This is a genomic window from Croceibacterium selenioxidans (genome assembly GCF_018599195.1).
In the GTDB taxonomy this organism is placed as follows: Bacteria; Pseudomonadota; Alphaproteobacteria; order Sphingomonadales; family Sphingomonadaceae; genus Croceibacterium_A; species Croceibacterium_A selenioxidans.
Genome location: NZ_JAHFVK010000002.1, coordinates 1,040,171 through 1,058,023, shown reverse-complemented (window position 1 = coordinate 1,058,023; position 17,853 = coordinate 1,040,171). Strand labels below are relative to the sequence as shown.

15 protein-coding genes are annotated in these 17,853 nt (G+C 65.7%); 10 read left to right on the top strand and 5 right to left on the bottom strand.

Going from position 1 to position 17,853, the window contains the following annotated elements; genetic code table 11:
• Positions 1 to 80 precede the first annotated feature (80 nt).
• Positions 81 to 956, bottom strand: coding sequence for a UTP--glucose-1-phosphate uridylyltransferase (locus tag KK137_RS13940; RefSeq protein ID WP_214537142.1), 876 nt, complete (start codon positions 954 to 956; stop codon positions 81 to 83).
• Between the two features lie 139 nt (positions 957 to 1,095).
• Between KK137_RS13940 and KK137_RS13935 the strand changes: the two genes are divergently transcribed.
• A complete protein-coding gene (locus tag KK137_RS13935; protein WP_214537141.1) occupies positions 1,096 to 1,338 on the top strand; it encodes a hypothetical protein in 243 nt (80 codons plus the stop codon).
• On the opposite strand, the gene KK137_RS13930 is transcribed toward KK137_RS13935, so the two are convergent.
• From KK137_RS13930 to KK137_RS13920, 3 genes are all read right to left on the bottom strand, one after another.
• Positions 1,332 to 1,586 carry a ribbon-helix-helix domain-containing protein gene (locus KK137_RS13930; RefSeq protein ID WP_214537140.1) on the bottom strand — a complete coding sequence of 85 codons (255 nt, stop codon included), beginning with the start codon at positions 1,584 to 1,586 and terminating at the stop codon, positions 1,332 to 1,334. The genes KK137_RS13935 and KK137_RS13930 overlap by 7 nt on opposite strands.
• Positions 1,587 to 1,590: 4 nt before the next feature.
• A complete protein-coding gene (phbB, locus tag KK137_RS13925) occupies positions 1,591 to 2,313 on the bottom strand; it encodes an acetoacetyl-CoA reductase (protein WP_214537139.1) in 723 nt (240 codons plus the stop codon).
• 109 nt (positions 2,314 to 2,422) lie between these two features.
• Positions 2,423 to 3,187 (bottom strand): hypothetical protein, encoded by a 765-nt coding sequence (locus KK137_RS13920; protein ID WP_214537138.1) that lies wholly within the window; start codon positions 3,185 to 3,187, stop codon positions 2,423 to 2,425.
• A 425-nt stretch (positions 3,188 to 3,612) separates the two neighbouring features.
• Between KK137_RS13920 and KK137_RS13915 the strand changes: the two genes are divergently transcribed.
• The 9 genes from KK137_RS13915 to KK137_RS13875 all read left to right on the top strand — a co-directional run bounded on the left by KK137_RS13915 (position 3,613) and on the right by KK137_RS13875 (position 16,756).
• Positions 3,613 to 4,011, top strand: coding sequence for a DUF3576 domain-containing protein (locus tag KK137_RS13915; protein ID WP_250893978.1), 399 nt, complete (start codon positions 3,613 to 3,615; stop codon positions 4,009 to 4,011).
• A 35-nt stretch (positions 4,012 to 4,046) separates the two neighbouring features.
• Positions 4,047 to 6,572, top strand: coding sequence for a leucine--tRNA ligase (leuS, locus tag KK137_RS13910; RefSeq protein ID WP_214537136.1), 2,526 nt, complete (start codon positions 4,047 to 4,049; stop codon positions 6,570 to 6,572).
• Entirely contained in the window at positions 6,569 to 7,072 is a 504-nt protein-coding gene (lptE, locus tag KK137_RS13905; RefSeq protein WP_214537135.1) for an LPS assembly lipoprotein LptE, read from the top strand. Before leuS ends, lptE begins: the two co-directional genes overlap by 4 nt.
• Positions 7,069 to 8,115: a DNA polymerase III subunit delta gene (holA, locus tag KK137_RS13900; protein WP_214537134.1), complete on the top strand. Its 1,047-nt coding sequence runs from the start codon at positions 7,069 to 7,071 to the stop codon at positions 8,113 to 8,115. Before lptE ends, holA begins: the two co-directional genes overlap by 4 nt.
• Before the next feature lie 52 nt (positions 8,116 to 8,167).
• Positions 8,168 to 8,899, top strand: a complete 732-nt coding sequence (locus tag KK137_RS13895; protein ID WP_214537133.1) for an alpha/beta hydrolase — start codon at positions 8,168 to 8,170, stop codon at positions 8,897 to 8,899.
• Between the two features lie 10 nt (positions 8,900 to 8,909).
• Entirely contained in the window at positions 8,910 to 9,746 is an 837-nt protein-coding gene (locus KK137_RS13890) for a tetratricopeptide repeat protein (RefSeq protein WP_214537132.1), read from the top strand.
• Positions 9,743 to 10,726, top strand: coding sequence for an LLM class flavin-dependent oxidoreductase (locus KK137_RS13885; RefSeq protein ID WP_214537131.1), 984 nt, complete (start codon positions 9,743 to 9,745; stop codon positions 10,724 to 10,726). Before KK137_RS13890 ends, KK137_RS13885 begins: the two co-directional genes overlap by 4 nt.
• Positions 10,727 to 10,816: 90 nt before the next feature.
• Positions 10,817 to 15,529: an NAD-glutamate dehydrogenase gene (locus tag KK137_RS13880; RefSeq protein ID WP_214537130.1), complete on the top strand. Its 4,713-nt coding sequence runs from the start codon at positions 10,817 to 10,819 to the stop codon at positions 15,527 to 15,529.
• Positions 15,530 to 15,532: 3 nt separating this feature from the next.
• Positions 15,533 to 16,756 (top strand): NAD(P)/FAD-dependent oxidoreductase, encoded by a 1,224-nt coding sequence (locus KK137_RS13875; RefSeq protein WP_214537129.1) that lies wholly within the window; start codon positions 15,533 to 15,535, stop codon positions 16,754 to 16,756.
• Here KK137_RS13875 and queG read toward each other — a convergent pair.
• Positions 16,740 to 17,813, bottom strand: coding sequence for a tRNA epoxyqueuosine(34) reductase QueG (queG, locus tag KK137_RS13870; protein ID WP_214537128.1), 1,074 nt, complete (start codon positions 17,811 to 17,813; stop codon positions 16,740 to 16,742). The two genes, KK137_RS13875 and queG, sit on opposite strands and share 17 nt — an antisense overlap.
• Positions 17,814 to 17,853 lie beyond the last annotated feature (40 nt).

Here is a 17,853-nt window from a genome sequence, read left to right as displayed (position 1 = left end):
AAATCGGTGTGTTGTTGAGTGAGCTGTTAGCGCCCTTGCGTGAGATGCTCCCCCGCACGCACTCTCGACCCTGCGGGAGGTTACCGAGCGAGCAGGCGCTCCGCCATCTGCCGCACTTCGGCGCCGATATCTTCGCGCCCTAGCGACAGTGCCAGCGTGGCCTCGACAAACCCGGTCTTGCTGCCACAGTCGTAGCGATCACCGCCAAAGGTAACCGCGTGGAAGGGCTGCTGGCCGATCATCCGGGACATGGCATCGGTCAGCTGGATCTCTCCACCGGCGCCCTTCTCCTGGTTTTCGAGAGTGCGCATGACTTCCGGCTGCAAGATGTAGCGCCCGGAGATGATCTTGTTCGAAGGCGCCTGGTCGACCGGCGGCTTCTCCACCAGGCCGAGCACTTCGGTCAGGGCACCATGGCTCGCTCCGGGTGCGATGACGCCGTAGCTCGACACTTCTTCCCGCGGCACTTCGAGGACCGAAATCAGGTTCCCGCCCACTTCCTCATAGGCTTCGACCATCTGCGCCATACAGCCCGGCTTCCCGACCATCAGTTCATCGGGCAGGAGGATCGCAAACGGCTCGTCCCCGACGATTGATCGGGCGCACCAGATCGCGTGGCCCAGGCCGAGCGGGACCTGCTGGCGCACCGTCACCAGATTACCGGGGGTGAAACGCGTGGAATCGAGCGCCGAAAGGTCCTTGCCCCGCTCCCCCATCGTGGTCTCGAGTTCGTAGGCAATGTCGAAATGTTCGACCAACGCCGTCTTGCCGCGTCCGGTGACGAAGATCATCTGTTCGATCCCCGCCTCGCGCGCTTCGTCCACCGCGTATTGGATCAGCGGCCTGTCGACGATCGGCAGCAGTTCTTTGGGAATTGCCTTGGTCGCGGGCAGGAATCGGGTTCCAAGGCCAGCGACGGGGAACACCGCCTTGCGGATGGGTTTGCGGTTGCTCACTGTGCCCCTCACTATGAAGCGTTCGCCATTGCGGTCAACCCAGTTGGGCGGGCCATGAGACTAGACGAGACTGGCATAAGATTCGGTGAACCTTCCCCTGTTTTGCGCGTTGGGCGGGAGCAGAAAGGATGGTTGCATCATGGGACTTTTCAGGTTGGCCGCTCTCGGAGCCCTGGGCTTCATCGGTTACAAGTACATGGAAAAATCGAAGAATAACGGTCGCGCCGCGTTCGCCAACGATCATCCGGCCGACGACAATTTTGCCCAAGTACGCGATGCCGGGCCGGACGCCATGGGAGACAAGCCGCGTCGCGAATGGACGACTGCCGACCAGGCGAGCGATGAAAGCTTCCCGGCAAGCGATCCGCCGGGCACTTATTGATCTTGGCGCGCGGCGGAACGGCGCAGGTCGGCGACCAACCAGATCCGGATGGCCCCGGCCAAGCCTGGCGGTACATCGACCGCGATCCGTTCCGCATCGATACGAGCGACGAGGGCGTTGACAGGAACGCCCTCTCGCTCGGCAGCTGCTTTTAGCAAGGACCAGAAATAGGGCTCGAGACTGATCGACGTCTTATGTCCGGCGATCTCGACCGAGCGTTTGACCGGGGGATGGTAGGGTATCGGCACCGGCTCAATACATGTGCTGACCGCCGTTAACCGACATCGTCGATCCTGTGATGAAGCCGGCATCCTCCGACGAAAGGAAGGCAACCGCGCGAGCGATTTCCTCCGCGTGGCCAAGGCGGCCCACCGGGATGCGGGCGACAATCTTCTCAAGCACGGCTTCCGGAACGGCGGCTACCATTTCAGTATCGATATAGCCCGGAGCGATCGCGTTGACGGTGACGCCGAACCGCGCCCCTTCCTGTGCCAGGGCCTTGGTGAAGCCGTGGATGCCGCTTTTCGCCGCCGCGTAATTGACCTGGCCATATTGCCCGGCCTGCCCGTTGATCGACCCGATGTTGACGATCCGGCCCCAACTGCGGTCCTTCATGCCCGGAAAACAGGCCTTGGCCATGTTGAAACATCCGCCAAGGTTGATCCGCATCACGTCATACCAGTCCTGAAAGCTCATTTTCAGGAGGGTTCCATCGCGCGTGATGCCGGCGTTGTTGACGAGCACATCGATCGGGCCGACCTCCTGCTCGACCCGCTTGCAGCCTTCGAGCACTTCTTCATGTTCGCCTACGTCCCAGCGGTAGGCGGGTATGCCCGTCTCGTCGGTGAAGGCCCGCGCCTTTTCCTCATTGCCTGCATAGTTTGCGACGACGGTGAGGCCTTCAGCCTTCAGCGCCTCGCAGATCGCCCTGCCAATTCCGCGAGTTCCACCGGTAACGATTGCAACGCGTGCCATGTCCGCTCCCTTGCCTGCTGGATTCTCCAGACCTTAAGCCAGGGCAAACGAGGCGCAAGGAAAACCCCGCCGAAGCGGGGTTTTGCCACGCGCTACTTCTTGAATGGGCTTAGAACCGGAACTGCGTTCCGACGTAAACCGCCTGATTGTCCTTCGCGGGGGCATCAGCCACCGGCGCGAGGCGATCACGTTCCTGCGAGTACCGCACACCGGCGGTCACATCCAGGTTCCGCGTCAGGCGATAACCGGCCCCGATATCCACCATCTGGTCCGCCCGCGAATCGATCGTCCGGGGCGCTGAACCAGCCTTGGCTTGCTGTTCAAGCTCGACACGCGGAGCAAAGCGGCTCTGCTCCACCTTCTCGGTCGCCGCAGGCTTCATCTCGACCAGGTCAGGAATGCTGGCGTCCGAGAGCGTGTTCGAAATGCGAGCCGGCTCCGGCTTGGCGAAATTCTGGTATCCGCGCGAGATGCCGAGATTGTAACGCGTCGGCGCGATCCGGACACCTGCCTCGCCAGCAACCTGGTCCAGCGCCGCGGCAATTGCACCGCGGACCGAAATCGCCCGGGCTTCATCCGGGTTCACGCGCACGGCGACCGTTACCGAACGACTGCCGCGTTCGGCCACGCCGGCTGGTGTGAATCTCATCAGCCGCGCGTCGCCATCGGTGTGCTTGGCCACGAAGGCCGCGAGCTGAGGATCAACAGAGGCCGGGGTGAGGGTAACGAAGCTACCGCCCCGGACGAGACGAGCATCATTGTCGAGCGCACCGAGCGCGAGCCCGGCCGTCGGCAACCCGGCACACACTAGCACGCCCGTAGCAGCAATCGCTGCCCAGCGGCTCCGTCTGCGAGTGGCCATCTTCTTCGACACGGATTCCTGCCCCGTTTTCCCTGTTAACTCTTAACACCAGGACACCTGAATGGTGCCTGACATTTGCGTGCGAGCAACCGGTAGACTCGGTCGCGACTCGCCTTCAATTGACAAATCTAGGCCACACGCCGCCGGTTTGCCAGCAAGAGCAATCCCTTGGCGCCGCTTTTCGCTGAGTGTTGCAGAGGCTCAACAATAGCTTAACGCAGGCGCCGAGGATTAAGCTCGCGTTCACGGGCCGAGTCCTTGTTCAGGAGACATGCGTGGCACCTTGCCGCTCGCCCATCACGGGCTATAGAGCGCACTCGGATCACGCGGGCCCGTAGTTGGATTTAGGACCGAGAATGGCATTGCAGACCACCACCGTCACACCTTTTCGCCGGGATCTTGTCCAGGCTTGCGTTCGCGGCCTGACGCTCGGCGCAATGGCGCTCGGCCTGGCGGCCTGCGGCATGACGCAGCAGAAGCCCAAGGCCGACCTCGCGGCTTCGCAAGTCACTTATATCGGGGTGAATTCCTATCTCTGGCGCGCCAGCCTGGAGACGCTGTCGTTCATGCCGCTGACGCAGGCCGACAGCTCCGGCGGCGTGATCGTGACGGACTGGTATTCCAATCCGCAAGATCCGAACGAGCGTGTGAAGGTCTCGGTCTCGATCCTCGACCAGGACCTCCGCGCCGACGCGCTGCGCATCGCCGCGAGCCGCCAGGTCATGCAGGGCGGAAACTGGGTCGAAGCGCCCGTGCAGGCCGCGACCGTGCAAAAGCTCGAGGACATCATCCTGACCAAGGCACGCGACTTGCGTCGCGCCGCATCGGCGGGATGAGCGCCTGATTCCCGGACAACTTTAGGAACCACACCATGACCGAGCAGCGCTTCGATCCGTCGCAAGCCGACGGACGGTGGCAGCGTGCGTGGGACGAAGCGCGCTGCTTCGAGGCCGACAGCGACAGCAACCGGCCCAAGAGCTACGTGCTGGAGATGTTCCCCTATCCATCGGGGCGCATCCACATCGGGCACGTGCGCAATTACACGATGGGTGACGTGCTCGCCCGCTACAAGCGCATGACCGGACACGAGGTCCTGCACCCGATGGGCTGGGACGCGTTCGGCATGCCGGCCGAAAACGCCGCCATGGAGCAGGGCGTGCATCCGGCCGGGTGGACCTACCAGAACATCGCCACGATGAAGGCGCAGCTCAAGCGCCTCGGATTCGCGCTCGACTGGAGCCGCGAGATCGCGACATGCGACCCGTCCTATTATGGGCACGAGCAGGCGTTGTTCCTCGACATGTACGAGGCGGGCCTCGTCTACCGCCGCCAGAGCGCGGTGAACTGGGACCCGGTCGACCAGACCGTGCTCGCGAACGAGCAAGTGGTGGATGGCCGCGGCTGGCGCTCCGGCGCGCTTGTCGAGAAGCGCCAGCTCAACCAGTGGTTTCTCAAGATCACGCAGTTCGCGCAGGACTTGCTGGGCGGCCTCGGCACGCTCGAGGACTGGCCGGAAAAGGTCCGGCTGATGCAGGAAAACTGGATCGGCAAGAGCGAAGGCCTGCAGTTCCGCTTCGACCTGACCAACGGCGATACGCTCGACGTCTACACGACCCGGCCCGACACGATCTTTGGCGCCAGCTTCGTCGCTGTCGCGCCCGATCACCCGCTCGCGGAAGCCGTGGCGCAGGTGAATTGCGACGCCGCCAAGTTTATCGAAAAATGCCGCGCCGGCGGGACCACCGCCGCTGAGCTGGAAACCGCTGAAAAGCTGGGCTTCGATACCGGCATCGGCGCGGTCCATCCGTTCGATCCGGACAAGCGCCTGCCGGTCTACATCGCCAACTTCGTGCTGATGGACTACGGCACGGGCGCCATCATGGCCGTGCCGGGCCACGACCAGCGGGACTTCGAGTTCGCGACCAAGTACGGCCTGCCGATCGTTCGCGTGGTCGCCGCCTCCGCCGAACAGGCCGATGCGCCGCTGACCGAGGCCGAAGCCGGCGACGGCGTGCTGGTCCATTCGGCCATCCTTGACGGGATGACCGTGCCCGAGGCCAAGCGAGCTGTGATCGCGGCGGCGGAATCCCAAGGCTGGGGCGAGGGCAAGACCGTGTGGCGCCTGCGCGATTGGGGCGTTTCGCGCCAGCGCTACTGGGGTACGCCGATCCCGTTCATCCACTGCGGCGAGTGCGGCGTGGTTCCCGTCCCGAAGGAGCAACTCCCCGTCACTCTGCCCGAGGATGTCGATTTCTCGATTCCCGGCAACCCGCTGGTGCGGCACCCGACCTGGAAGCACGTCGACTGCCCCAAGTGCGGCGGCGCGGCGGAGCGCGAGACCGATACGCTCGACACGTTCGTCAACAGTTCCTGGTATTTCCTGCGCTTCGCCAGCCAGCCGGCCGACCGTCCGTTCGACCGCGACGAGGTCGCCAAGTGGCTGCCCGTCGACCAGTACATCGGCGGTATCGAGCACGCGATCCTGCACTTGCTCTACGCCCGCTTCTGGACTCGCGCGCTCAAGCACATCGGCAAGATCGACGTGGCCGAACCGTTCCGCAGCCTGTTCACCCAGGGCATGGTGACGCACGAAACTTACGAGCGGAAGAACCCGGAAAACGGCCAGCCGGTCTACTTCGGTCCTGGCGAGATCGAACGCAGCGCCGAGGGCGCCGTGCTCAAGGCCGATGGCGACCCCGTCACGATCGGCCGCGTCATCAAGATGTCCAAGTCGAAGAAGAACGTGGTCGACCCGGACGACATGGTCGAACGCTACGGCGCCGACGCGGTGCGCTGGTTCATGCTCTCCGACAGCCCGCCCGAGCGGGATCTGCCGTGGTCGGAAAGCGGCATCGAAGGCTGCGGCCGGTTCGTGCAGCGCCTTTGGCGTCTGTTCAGCCAGTACGACGACGCCGCCACCGGTGAAGACCGGGCGCTGCAGCGCAAGCAGCACCAGACCATCGCCGCAGCGGCCGAGGACATTGAAGCGCTCGCCTTCAACAAGGCGGTGGCGCGGGTCTACGAGTTCACCTCAGCCGTCGAAAAGGCGCCGCCTTCCGCCACGCGCAGCGAGAGCATCGCGACCCTGATGCTGCTGGCCTCACCGATGATGCCGCACCTGTCCGAGGAAGCCTGGCACAACGCCGGGTTCGACGGGCTCGTGTCCGAAGCCGAGTGGCCACCGGTCGATCCCGCCCTATTGATCGAGGACGAAGTCACCATCGCCGTCCAGGTGAAAGGCAAGCTGCGCGACACGCTGACCGTGGCCAAGGGCCTGCCTCAAGTGGAAGTCGAGGCGCTTGCGCTAGCGAGCGAGAAGGTCCAGCGTGCCCTCGATGGAGCAGAGGTCCGCAAGGTGATCGTGGTGCCCGACAGGCTGGTGAACATCGTCGCATGACGCGCACTGCCTCCTTGCTGGCGCCGCTCGCGCTGCTCGGAGCGCTCGGCGGCTGCGGCCTGCAGCCGATGTACGCGGGCGGTGGTAGCGGTGCGGTCGCGCAAGGCCTGGCAGCGGTCGAAGTCGCTCCGATCGAAGGCCGCGCGGGCTGGCTCGTTCGCAACGCGCTGAAGGACAGGCTGGCGCAAAGTGGCGGCACGGCCACGCCGCGCTATCGGCTCGATGTCCTGCTCGACGACCAACTCGAAAGCCTCGGCCTGCTGACCGACGAGACCGTTTCGCGCGAACGCCGGACCCTGCGCGCCCGCTATCAGCTGGTCGACCTGTCGAACGGCACGATCCTGCTCGATGCCACGGCGGGTTCGGATGCCGGTATCGACGTCGTTTCCTCGGAATTCGCGACGATTGCCGCGGAACAGACCGCGCTCGAGAACCTTGCCGTCGAGGTCTCCGACCGGATCATGATCCGCGTTACGCTCGCCCTTCGTTCGCAATCGTGAAGGCCACCCAGCGCGACTTCAATGCCGTCGCGCCGCGGGCCGCCCAGCAGGCGAAGATCGCCTTCTTCTGTGGTCCCGACGAAGCCGGCGCTGCCGCGGCCGCCGCCCGCCTGATCGCCATGCTGCCCGATCCCGGAGAACGGATCGAACTGTCAGGCGGGGAGCTGAAATCCGACCCTGTCCGTCTTGGCGACGAAGCCCGATCGAACTCCCTCTTCGCGGGGACCCGTCACATCCTGGTCAGAGCCAGCGGAGACGAAGCCCACGACGCGGTGAAAACCTGGCTTGAGGTGATTGACGGAGGGGAAGGCGAGGGTGCCTGCCCGGTCCTGATCGTCGCGACCGGCGCCACCGACAAGTCGCGCACCGCCAAGCTCCTCGAAGGGCGCGGCGACAGCCTGGTGGCGATGTTCCATCCGCCGGACCTCAAGTCGGTCACCGAGGAAGTGCGGCGCATGGCCGATGCGGCCGGCCTCAGGCTCGGCGGCGATCTTGCCGAGCGCATCGCACGGGCGGCCGGGCTCGACGTGCGGCTCGCCCAATCGGAGGTCACCAAGCTCGCGCTCTACCTCGACGCTTCGGCGCAGGCGCCTCGCCAGGCCAGCGAAGAAGCGCTCGACGCAATCGGGGCGAAGACAGAGGAAGACGGCTTCATGCCGCTGGTCAATGCGGTGCTGTCCGGTGAGGTAAATCGCCTTCCGGCCGAACTGCGGCGAATGCACGAGCTGTCGCTCAACCCGGTGGCCGTACTGCTCGCCCTCGAACGCCGAGCCGCGCAACTGGCGCAGCTTACCGCCAGGCTCGGACCGAATGGCAGGATCAAGGACTTGCTCGAGGCGGAGCAAAAGGCTCGACGGGTGTTCTGGCGCGACGCACGCGATCTCGGAACCCAGATGCAGCGCTGGAACGCCCGGCGCCTCAATCGCCTGGTGCAGCGGCTCGCCGCACTCCACCGCGCGCTGCTGTCGAACAGCCAGGCGGCAGAGCTAATGTTGGCCCAGGAACTGACCGAGATCGCCCGTTATGCGGCCCCGCGACGGTAGGGGCGGGAGCCAAGCCTTGCCGATCGCCAGCTTCGACTCCATCTGAGCAGCGATGCCTGAGACCCGTTTCCATGAGATGCCCGATGGCAGGCGGATTGCCTTCCGCCACTCGCCCGGCACAGGTCCGGCAATAGTGTTCCTGCCGGGGTATATGTCCGACATGGCCGGCAGCAAGGCGACCGCGCTATCGGCCTGGGCGCAAGCCGAAGGGCGCGAATGCCTGTTGCTCGACTATTCCGGCTGCGGCGAAAGCGAAGGCGACTTCGCCGAGGGAACCCTGGCCCGCTGGACCGAAGAGGCACTCTCGCTGATCGCGGCCGAAGTGCAGGGCGAAGTCGTGCTCGTGGGATCGTCGATGGGGGGCTGGCTGATGCTGTTGGCGGCCCGCGAACTGGGTGGCAAGGTTGCCGGCCTCGTCGGCATCGCGTCGGCCCCGGATTTCACCGCCTGGGGCTATGATGAAGACCAGAAGACGCGGCTGGCGAACGGCGAGACGCTGTTGACCGAAAACGCCTACGGCTATGACCCGACCCCGACACATGCGGGCTTCTGGAGGGACGGGCAGGACTGTCGTCAGCTGGAGAGCGAGATCGCTATCGATTGTCCGGTGCGGCTGCTCCATGGGCAGGACGACACCGACGTACCTCCGGAGATTTCTCTGCGCCTGGCGGCGGCTTTGCGTTCACAGGATGTGCAGGTCACTCTGGTCAAGGGAGGCGACCATCGCCTTTCGCGCGACAGCGACATCGCCTTGCTCCTGCGCACCGTCGCCGCGCTAGCATGAGACCCTTTCGATGATCACCGCCCTTCTCTCCGCTTCGCTGCTCACCCTGGCTCAGGCGGCCGCCGAGGCACCCGGCCCGCCGGTACCGCGCACTTTGGCCGAAGATCGGCTTATCGTGTGCCTGGACAAGGCGCGCCAAGACCCGACGACCGCTATCGTGGAGGCCAGCCAGTGGTCCGAACAGACCAGCGGCGCCGACCGGTCGTACCCGCAGCATTGCCTGGGCATGGCCTATACCTCGCTGCTGCGATGGGAAGCGGCGGAGCAGGCGTTCCTTGCCGCACGCGAGGCGCTTGGCCAGGGCGATCCTTACCGCCGGGCCCAGCTCGCCGCGATGGCGGGCAATGCCGCCCTCGCCCAGGAGCGCGGCGCCGCCGCCCTTACGCACCTCAACCTCGCGGCGAGCGATGCCGAAGCCTCCGGCGATGCCGGTTTGAGGGCCGTGGTCGAGATCGACAGGGCTCGGGCCCAGGTCCTGCTTGGACAAGACGCCGAGGCCGAAGCTACGCTTACCAGCGCGCGGACTTTCGACCCGCAGAGCCCTTATGCGTGGTTGCTTTCTGCGACCCTCGCGCGCCGACAGAACAAGCTCGACCAGGCGCAGAGCTATATCGAAACCGCCGCAAAGCTCTCTCCCGGCTATCCGGAGATCGGCCTCGAAGCCGGTGTCATCGCCATACTAGGTGGACGCGAGGACGCGGCGCGGGCAAGCTGGCAATCGGTCGTCGACCTGGCTCCGAACAGCGAGGAAGCGATTACCGCCAGGGGCTATCTTGCCCAGCTAAGCGAGCCCGCCGCAGCCCAGCCCAATGACGCTCCGCCAAGTGAGGAGGAACCGTCCGAATGATCCCCCTTTCGGTCCTCGATCTCGTTCCGATCCGCGAAGGCGGCACCCTGCACGAGGCGCTGGAGGACGCCGGCAAGCTCGCGGCGACCGCTGAGCAAGCCGGATACAAGAGGTTCTGGGTGGCCGAACACCACGCCACCCCGGGTGTCGCCGGCGGAGCCGCCGCGGTCGTACTCGCCCACATCGGTCATTCGACGTCGACCATCAGGATCGGTTCGGGTGGGATCATGCTGCCCAACCACAACCCGTTCGTGATCGCCGAACAGTTCGGCACGCTCGATGGCCTGTTCCCCGGTCGCGTGGACCTGGGGCTGGGCCGGGCGCCTGGAGCAGCGGGAATCGTGGCACAGGCCCTGCGCAAGAATCTCCACCAGGCAGCCGAGTACTTTCCGCAAGATGTGGTCGAGCTGCGGGCCATGCTGACCGGCGATCTCGACCTGCCGATCGTTGCCACCCCCGGGCTGGGTGCCAAAGTCGAACTGTGGATGCTGGGGTCGAGCCTGTTCGGCGCCCAGCTCGCTGCGCGGCTCGGCATGCCCTATGCCTTTGCCAGCCACTTTGCGCCGGACCATCTCGATGCCGCGCTGATAGCCTATCGTAGCCAGTTCCGCCCCTCGGCCTATCTCGACAAGCCGCACGCCATGGCGGCCATGACGGTAATCGCCGCGGAAACCGACGAGGAAGCGGAGCTTCTGGCCTCGTCGCAGGACCAGTCGTTTGTCCGGCTGCGTTCCGGCGACCCGGGCAAGCTGCCGCCCCCGATACCGGGCTATCGCGAGACCCTGCCCGATAACGCCCGCGCCATGCTCGAACACCTCGGCCAGGCCCGCGCGGTCGGATCGGTTGCCACCGTCCGTGAACGGATCGGCCGGTTCATCGAACGGACGCAGGCCGACGAGCTGATCGTCTCGGGCGCCACATATGATCCCGAGGCGCGCCGCCGATCGCTGGCGCTCACGATGGAGGCAATTTCTTCGTAGGGACGGCCGTGGCGCCACTCGGCGCGAGAAGTCGGAACGACCGCACGGCCGCCTCGTTTGTCTGGTTTGTGGAGGCGGGAGAGAGTGAATATGGCCACCGCGCGGCGCCAAGCCGATGGGTTCAAGCAATTGTCGGCTGGAGACGCGAAGCTGGCCAAGGTCTTGCGCGAGCGCATCGCGGCATCCCGACTGCCGGGCGAAACCGAACTCGGCGCGGCCCATCTCGACGAAGCGGCCGCGTTTCTGCTCGAAACCGCCCGCCTGCGTAAGCGCGGAGAGGCCGCGATCGCGGTCCGCTCGGGGCTTGGCGACCGACGCGTCACCCGCATCGCCATCGTCAACAAGGACATGCCCTTCCTGGTCGATTCGATTGCCGCGACGATTGCCGCGCTCGGGCTGCCGATCGACGTGCTTGCCCACCCCGTGCTTCCCGCACGCCGCGACGAGAAGGGCAAGCTGGTCGCCCTGCCCGAAGGGGAGGCGAGCGGCGAGAAGCTGGAATCGATGATCTACCTCGAGACCGCGCGGATCGACGCCATCCAGCGGCGCACACTCGAACAGGAGCTCGCGGCTACCCTGGCCGACGTCCGGGTAGCGGTGTCCGACTGGCCGGCGATGCGCGAACGGCTCGGCCGGGACGCCGACAAGGTACCCGATACCGAGCGGCAGGAGCTGCTGCGCTGGTTCGGCGACGGCATGCTGACGCTGCTGGGCCACGTGACGATCAAGCGCGACGGCTCGAAGTCCGAAGCTCTCGGCATTTGCAAGAAGAGCGCCAAGGCCCTGCTCAGCGAGGAAGGCTACAAGCTCGCCTTTGCGTGGTTCGAAAAGCCCACCAACCAGCAACGAGCACCGTTAATCATCAAGGCCAACACCTACTCGCACGTCCATCGCCGGGTCCCGCTCGACGTGTTCATCGTGCCCGTGATCGAAAGCGGAAAGATTACCGCCCTCTCGGTCCACGCCGGGATCTGGACCAGTGCCGCGCTAGGGACGCCTCCGGCACAAGTGCCCGAGTTGCGCCGCCAGCTGGCCGACCTGATGGAAAAATTCGGCTTCCAGGACGGCAGCCACGACGCCAAGGCCCTGGTCCACGCGCTGACAGTGCTGCCGCACGACATCGCGATCGGCTTCGAAGACGAAGATCTGGCGCGTGTGGCGACCACCATGATGGCCCTGGCCGACCGTCCGCGGGCCCGCGCGGCCATGGTCATGGCCCCCCTCCATCGCCACCTGTTCGGCTTCGTCTGGCTCCCGCGCGATCTGCTTTCGACTTCGACGCGGCTCAAGATCCAGGCGATGATCGAGGATTCGACCGGGGCCGACACGCTCGACTGGAGCTTGCTGGTCGAAGGCGGCAACCTCGCCATGCTGCGCTACGTCCTGGATTTTCGCGGACGCGGGCGCGAGCCTGACATGGACCTGGTCGACCGGCGGCTGCAGGAACTCCTGCGGGGCTGGGGCGAGGCAGTCGAAGCCGCGCTTGCCGTCGACGAGGAACCCTCGCGCGCCGCCGCGCTTGCCTCCCGTTACGCCGAGGCCTTCCCGCTCGCTTACCGAACCGATTACGGACCCGCCGAGGCCGCGCGGGATATCACGCGGATGCGGGCGCTCGCGAGCGCGGAGGCGGAGCGCCCGCTTCACCGCGATGCCCGGCTCTACCGGTTGGAGAACGACCCGGCCGATCAACTGCGGATGAAGCTCTACCAGCTCGGCGGCTCGGTCGCGCTGTCGGACGCCGTGCCCGCGCTGGAGAACTTCGGCTTCCGGGTTCTCGCGGAACGTCCCACCTCGATTGCCGGAGCCGAACCCGGCTCGATCCACGATTTCCTGCTGGGTCTCGCGCATGGAGACGAGGCTGCGCCGCTGCTCGATCGCGCGCCGCGCATCGAAGCCGCGATCTGCGCGGTGCTCAACGCCCGGGCCGAGGACGACGTGTTCAACCGCCTGGTTGTGAGCCCGGGGCTGGAGGCGCAAGAGGCCGACTGGCTGCGCGCGCTCTATCGCTACCTCCGGCAAGTCAACATCGCCTTCACCATCTACACGGTGGTCGACGCGTTACGCCGCGCGCCCACCGTCACTCGCGCGCTGATAGAGCTGTTCCGCGTCCGCCACGATCCGGGTTTCAAGGGTGATCGCGAGGCCGCTACCCGGCAGGCCGAGGAACAGATCCGTACGGGGCTTGCCGGCGTTGCCGCGATCAACGACGACCGCCTGCTGCGGCTCTACTGGGCCTTGGCCGGAGCCATCCTGCGGACCAACGCCTTTGCCCCTTCCGGCGCCGAGGCACTGGCTTTCAAGCTCGATTCCTCGCTGGTTCCGAACCTGCCCAAGCCGGTGCCCTGGCGCGAGATCTTCGTCTATTCGCGCCGCGTCGAGGGCATCCACTTGCGCGCGGGCCCGGTCGCTCGCGGGGGCCTTCGCTGGTCCGACAGGCGCGACGATTTCCGCACCGAGGTCCTCGGGCTGATGAAGGCGCAGCGGGTCAAGAACGCGGTGATTGTGCCGACCGGGGCCAAGGGTGGCTTCTATCCCAAGCGCTTGCCCGACCCGGCGATCGACCGCGACGCCTGGGCCACCGAAGGGCGCGAGAGTTACAAGCTCTTCGTCCGCACCCTGCTGTCGATCACCGACAACATCGTCGGCAGCAAGGTGGTGCATCCCAAGCATGTGGTGATCCATGATGGCGATGATCCCTACTTCGTGGTCGCCGCGGACAAGGGCACGGCGACCTTCTCCGACACCGCCAACGCCATCGCCGCCGAGTTCGATTTCTGGCTCGGCGACGCATTCGCGAGCGGCGGTTCGAAGGGTTACGACCACAAAGCCATGGGTATTACCGCCCGCGGCGCCTGGATCTCGGTCCAGCGGCATTTCCTCGAGATGGGCATCGACGTCCAGACCGTGCCGGTCCGAGTGGTCGGCTGCGGTGACATGTCAGGTGACGTGTTCGGCAATGGCATGATGCTGTCGAAGGCGATCAAGCTTGTCGCCGCGTTCGACCACCGCCACGTGTTCATCGACCCCAACCCCGATCCGGCTACGAGCTGGGCCGAGCGCAAGCGGTTGTTCGAGCTCCCTCGGTCGAGCTGGGCGGATTATTCCGAAAAGCTGATCAGCAAGGGCGGCGGTGTCTTCCCGCGTACGCTCAAGCGCATTCCGCTGTCCCCGGAAGCCCGCGCCGTGTTGGCCGTCGAAGCGGAAGAGCTCGACCCCGAAAGCCTGATCAGCGCGATCCTCAAGGCCCCGGTGGATTTGCTGTGGTTCGGCGGAATCGGGACTTATCTCAAGGCCAGCACCGAAGCGCATGCGCAAGTGGGCGATCCGGCGAACGACGGCTTGCGCGTGAACGGCGACGAGGTTCGGGCCAAAGTCGTCGGCGAAGGCGCCAACCTGGGCGTCACGCAGGCCGGAAGGATCGAGTTCGCTCTCCATGGCGGACGCATCAATACCGACTTCATCGACAATTCCGCCGGGGTCGATTGCTCCGACAACGAGGTCAACATCAAGATCGCGCTCGAAGCGGCCAAGCGCGGCGGCAAGCTGTCCGAAACGCGCCGGGTAGAAGTGCTTGAGGCGATGACGGATGAAGTCGCCGCGTTGGTGCTCGAAGACAACCGGATGCAGGCACTCGCCCTGTCGATTGCTCAAGCCGGTGGTGCCAAGGCTGTGGCCTCGCAGACTCGGCTGATCGAGTTCCTCGAAGACGCGGGCGAACTCGACCGCAAGACCGAGGGGCTGGCGGACAGCCAGGCGCTGGTGCGCCGGGCGGTGGACGGACAGGGCCTGACCCGGCCCGAACTCGCCGTCCTGCTCTCAAACGCCAAACTGCTGCTGCAATCCGCCATCGAGGCGAGCGACATCGCTTCCGACAAGGCGGCGGAACCGTTGTTGTTCGACGACTTCCCGGAGTCGATGAGAGCGCCCTTCCGCAAGTTCATCCTGGCCCATCGGCTACGGAACGAGATCGTGGCGACCGTTATCGCCAACGCCCTCGTCAATCGCATGGGCCTGATCCATCCCTTCGAGCTCGCCGAAGAGGAAGGCGCAGGGCTCGACCAGATTGCCGCAGCCTTCGTTTCGGCTTGCGCGTTGCTGGGGATGGACGCGATCTGGGCGGCGATCGACGAGGGCAAAATGCCTGAAGGCGCCCGGCTTCTGCTGTTCGAAAGATCCGCGTCCGCGTTGCGCGGACATATGGCCGACTTGCTGCGCGCGGGCGGGGCCATGCAGCCGCCCTCGGACCTGATCGGCGCCGTTTCGCGCGAAGTGGCCGAGCTGGTCGATCACGTCGACGACCTGCTGGCCCGCGAGGCGCGCGAGCATGCTGAAGCCATCGCTACCGAGCTGGAAGAAGCCGGCGCACCACCGGCGCTTGCGCTCAAGGTCGCCAACCTGTTCGCGGTCGACGGCACGATCGGCCTGGCGCAACTGTCGCGCGACACGCGCATCGCCCCGGTCCCGCTGACCCAGGCCTTCATCGCGCTGGGCGAGACTTTGGGCCTCGACTGGGCCCAGTCGAAAGCCTCGGTGATGAATCCCTCCGATCCGTGGGAGCGACTGCTGGTCGCCGGGCTGGCGCGCGATTTCCAGCAGATGCGGTTCGAGTTCCTCCGCCAACTCGCTACCAGCAAACGCGGCAAAACCGATCCCAAGGGCCAGATTGGCGAATGGGCAGCCGAGCGCGCGCCCGCGATCCAGCAGTTCCGCTCGATGATCGCGCGGGCCCGTAGCGCGACGCCGCTTGCCCCCGCGATGCTGGCACAGATTGCCAGCCAGGCGAGAAACCTGTTGAACCGCTAAGGTATGAGCGAATCAGATATCGTAATCGTCGGCACCGGGCACGGCGGCGCGCAGGCGGCCATTGCCTTGCGCCAGCATGGCTTTGCCGGTTCCATCCTGATGATCGGCCGCGATGGGGAGCCGCCTTACGAGCGGCCACCTCTCTCGAAGGACTATCTCTACGGGGAAAAGCCGTTCGAACGGATCATGATCCGCCCCGCGCCGTTCTGGGACGAACGGCAGGTCGGCCTGCTGCTGGAAACCAGCGTGTCCAGGATCGATCCCGCCGCAAAGACGCTGACTGTCTCGGGCGGCGGGACGATAAGGTACGGCACGTTGATCTGGGCCGGGGGCGGCGATCCGCGTCGGCTGTCGTGCCCCGGCGCTCAGCTCCCCGGGGTGCACGTGATCCGCGACAAGCTCGACACCGACCGCATCCGCGCCGAGCTTGCTTCGGGTGCCAGACGTGCGGTGGTGATCGGCGGAGGCTATATCGGACTTGAAGCCGCCGCCGCGCTGACCAAGCTGGGCTGCGATGTCACGGTGGTAGAGAAGGAAGACCGCCTGCTCTCGCGCGTTGCCGGGGAGGATCTCTCGCGCTTCTACGAAGCCGAGCATCGCGCGCAGGGAGTCGACTTCCGCCTCGGCGCCGAGGTCGAGGCCATCGAGGGCGAGGAGAAAGTCACCGGCGTCCGCCTGACCGATGGTGAGACCCTTCCCTGCGATCTCGTCATTGTCGGCATCGGCATCGTCCCGTCGGTGGGACCGTTGATCGCCGCGGGAGCAGCGGGTGCCAACGGAGTCGACGTCGATCCGTATTGCCGCACCAGTCTGCCCGATATCTACGCCATCGGAGACTGCGCGGCGCACGTGAACGCCTTTGCCGACGGGGCGGTCATCCGGCTGGAGAGCGTGCAGAACGCCAACGACATGGCCAACACGGCCGCACGATCCATCTGCGGCGACAGGCAGCCTTACGAGGCTGTCCCGTGGTTCTGGTCCAACCAGTACGATCTCAGGTTGCAGACCATCGGCGTGAACATCGGCCATGACGCCACGGTGCTGCGGGGTGACCCATCCAGCCGCAGCTTCTCGGTCGTCTACCTCAAGGGCGGACGAGTGATCGCGCTCGACTGCATCAACCGCACGAAGGACTACGCCCAGGGCCGCAAGCTGGTGGAAGCGCGCGCGGTGATCGCGCCCGAGGTGTTGCTCGACACGGAGATCCAGCTCAAGGAGCTTTTGTAAGCTGCTCAAGCGCCCAGGCGGCCGCTTCGGCGACCACCGCGTCTGGGTCGCTCAGCAGCGGGTAGACCGCCCCCAACAGCTCCCGGTTTCCGCTATTGCCCGCCGCGATCAGGCAGTTGCGCACGAACCGGTCGCGTCCGATGCGCTTGATTGGCGAGCCCGAAAACAGCTTGCGGAAACCCGCGTCGTCGAGGGTCAGCAATTCGTCCAGCCGCGGCGCCATCAGTTCGGCGCGGGGCAGGAAAGCCTGGTGCCGTGACGCCGCGACCGCGAACTTGTTCCACGGACACACCGCCAGACAATCGTCGCAGCCATAGATGCGGTTGCCCATCGCCGCCCGGAACTCCTCAGGAATGGGTCCGCGATGCTCGATCGTGAGATACGAAATGCACCGCCGCGCATCGAGCCGGTACGGCGCGGGAAAGGCGCTCGTCGGGCAGGCATCGAGGCAGGCATGGCACGAGCCGCAGTTCGTTTCGTGCGGAGCGTCGGGCGCGAACGGTAGTGTCGAATAGATCGCTCCAAGGAAAAGCCAGCTACCATGCTCGCGGCTGACGAGGTTGGTGTGCTTGCCCTGCCAGCCGATCCCCGCCGCCTCACCCAGCGGCTTCTCCATCACCGGCGCTGTATCGACGAAGACTTTAAGCGCCGCATCGAGCCCAAGCTTGCCCGTCTCCGCCGTCATCCACCGCGCGAGCGCCTTGAGTGCGCTCTTCATGACGTCATGATAATCGCGCCCCTGAGCATAGACCGAGATGCGGGCGCGCTCAGGATCGCCTTCCAGCGCCAGCGGATCGTGCGCGGGGGCGTAGCTCATGCCGAGAGCGATCACACTGCGCGCCTCGGGCCACATCGATTGCGGACCGCGGCGGACCTCGGCGCGCGCCTCCATCCACTCCATCTCGCCATGCATGCCCGCGTCGAGCCATTCGCGCAGCCGTTCGCTGCGCAGCGGATCGTCCGCCGCGGGCGCGAACCCCACGCTCGCAAAGCCAAGCGAGCGCGCCTGCTGAACCAGCCGCGTTTTCAGATCGTCGAGGGCGATGGCCTCAACCACGATTCCGGTTGCTCCTGTTAACCTGAGCCGCGTATCTCGA

Bases quoted from the DNA above. Each gene is read 5' to 3' on its own strand.
- phbB (WP_214537139.1), bottom strand. From the start codon at position 2,313: ATGGCACGCGTTGCAATCGTTACCGGTGGAACTCGCGGAATTGGCAGG.
- leuS (WP_214537136.1), top strand. From the start codon at position 4,047: ATGACCGAGCAGCGCTTCGATCCGTCGCAAGCCGACGGACGGTGGCAG.
- KK137_RS13880 (WP_214537130.1), top strand. From the start codon at position 10,817: ATGGCCACCGCGCGGCGCCAAGCCGATGGGTTCAAGCAATTGTCGGCT.
- KK137_RS13885 (WP_214537131.1), top strand. From the start codon at position 9,743: ATGATCCCCCTTTCGGTCCTCGATCTCGTTCCGATCCGCGAAGGCGGC.
- KK137_RS13895 (WP_214537133.1), top strand. From the start codon at position 8,168: ATGCCTGAGACCCGTTTCCATGAGATGCCCGATGGCAGGCGGATTGCC.
- KK137_RS13875 (WP_214537129.1), top strand. From the start codon at position 15,533: ATGAGCGAATCAGATATCGTAATCGTCGGCACCGGGCACGGCGGCGCG.
- KK137_RS13915 (WP_250893978.1), top strand. From the start codon at position 3,613: ATGGCGCTCGGCCTGGCGGCCTGCGGCATGACGCAGCAGAAGCCCAAG.
- KK137_RS13890 (WP_214537132.1), top strand. From the start codon at position 8,910: ATGATCACCGCCCTTCTCTCCGCTTCGCTGCTCACCCTGGCTCAGGCG.
- KK137_RS13935 (WP_214537141.1), top strand. From the start codon at position 1,096: ATGGGACTTTTCAGGTTGGCCGCTCTCGGAGCCCTGGGCTTCATCGGT.
- lptE (WP_214537135.1), top strand. From the start codon at position 6,569: ATGACGCGCACTGCCTCCTTGCTGGCGCCGCTCGCGCTGCTCGGAGCG.